General features: G+C 38.3%; 1 protein-coding gene. It reads right to left on the bottom strand.

Annotation, left to right across the window (positions count from 1 at the left end; translation table 11 throughout):
* Nucleotides 1–24 precede the first annotated feature (24 nt).
* On the bottom strand, nucleotides 25–1,776 hold the full coding sequence (locus tag B5D46_RS11905; protein ID WP_078929640.1) for an IS1634 family transposase: 1,752 nt from the start codon (nucleotides 1,774–1,776) through the stop codon (nucleotides 25–27).
* Nucleotides 1,777–1,931 lie beyond the last annotated feature (155 nt).

The raw sequence follows: 1,931 nt of genomic DNA, 5'->3' as shown, positions 1-1,931 counted from the left end.
CCTAACCTCCGCAGATCATAGTTACTAATTTTTGATCTGCTTCTTTGGGAAGGGTACACAGAATAATTCAAAGAGATCTCTAGTTTTTTTAGGGATCTCTTTTGTTATATATATACCTCTTCCTGCAGGTTTTGTGGCCTGCAGTTTCTTCAGCTGCAACATTGCCTTTTCAAGTGATTCTCCTGGTAATACCTTTCCTTCTGCTTTATGAGCGGCAGCAGATACACTTAGCATCATTCTCAGTGTTTGTGCCAGCAGGTGTATAAAAATCTTTCCTTTATAGGAAGAACCTGTTGCATTAAGGCGTTCACCATCATTTAAAACCTTAAACTGTTTAAAAGCCGTTTCTACAATATTTCTTTCTCGATAAATAACAAGACTGTCGAACGGATCAGATACCTCATTTGTTCTAATAGCAAAATATCCATTGTATCGGCATGCTTTTTGGACAGCATCTGCATTTAAATGCCATACCTTAGACTGCTTATCCTGCTCAATGAATCTGGAGTAGTTTCTCCAGAGGTTGTTATCCATTTTCAGATTATTGTTTTTAATGTCCAGCAGACGCTGAACTTCACACATGAAAGAGATAGTCTGACGTTCTCCAAGAGCACCGTCATGGTACAGGTGGAGATAAACATCATGGTCTACGGTAATACCATCGACAGTTGAACTCCATTTTTCGATTTCACCTGTTCTGGCATAAACAGCGAGAGCACCTTTCATAAACAGAGGATTGTTAAGACTGTCTTTGTAGCGATTGATTTTTGCTTTAATAGAGTCCTCTGAGAGCTTAACCCCTGTAAGGAATTTCAATTTGCAGTTAATCTGTTTCTGCACATTCATAACCGAGGAATAACCTCTGTCGGTAGTAATGAGCACATCAGAAAGATCTAGGCCAATATTCTGCATTCTCATGAGAATATCTGGAAATACGGTCATGTCATTTATAGAGCCTTCTGACTCATAGGCATAACAGACGTCACCTGTTGCATAATCAACACATAAAGTAAGGTTAATCTGCTTAAGGAAGTCATCCTGTTTGGCATGACCAAAGGCAGCATTCTCGATAGATTGAGAGTAGGTGCTGATACTGGTGGAATCAATCGCCATAATCATAGGCGGTATATAGGTTCCATTGTTATTGGCTAGCTGTTTTCTCTGCTGATGACTCTCTACAAGACGCTCATGACGTAATTTGAAGTATTCATCAATTTTTTCCTGAGTTACCGATGCTAAAAGACGACTGATTCTCTGACTGGATAAAGGTTTTGCATCAGGAAGGTAATACATGGAAAGCCAGTCCTCATAGTTATGCATAGCCATACCATGGGAACAGAGTTCGTAAATACCAAGTCTCAGAAACTCAACACCATCATCACCGAAAACAGCTTTTAATGAACTTATTATTGCCTGTTTTCTTGCCATCTCCCATAGGGTATAGGTTAAGCCAAAGGAAATACAGTCACATCTCCAGGATAAATCAATTTCTGCTTCTTTCTTGATTTCCTGTGCCTCTTCATCAGACCTTACTACCAGCTGATTATTCTCATAAAAGACTGACTCACAGATATATTCAGGATGTTCTTCAAGGAAGGCTTTACTAAGAGAAACTTCACCTGTATCGGCATTTAGTCTACCGACATGAACTCTCTTAGCAACTCGAGACTGTTTCTTAAGCGGGTCCCATTTATTGTAGTAAGAGATGATATAGGTTCTACCCATTTTGTCTGTATAGCTTGAGTAATTCCACTTGATTTCAGATGAGTCAGTCATATAAATAGTCCATTAAGATATATTATGGACTATGATATAACAAAAATAGAATTACATAAAGAAAAAATCTTAAAAAACAGTGGAATAAAAAGAATATTTAGATGATTTGTGATAATAATCACCCTAGTTTAAAACTAGGGTGAGCGGAGGTTGGG

The sequence above is a fragment of the Succinivibrio dextrinosolvens DSM 3072 genome (assembly GCF_900167015.1).
GTDB classification, from domain to species: domain Bacteria; phylum Pseudomonadota; class Gammaproteobacteria; order Enterobacterales; family Succinivibrionaceae; genus Succinivibrio; species Succinivibrio dextrinosolvens.
This window is presented reverse-complemented; position numbering and strand designations above follow the sequence as displayed.

Coding starts and splice junctions, on each gene's coding strand:
- B5D46_RS11905 (WP_078929640.1), bottom strand. CDS start 1,776: ATGACTGACTCATCTGAAATCAAGTGGAATTACTCAAGCTATACAGAC.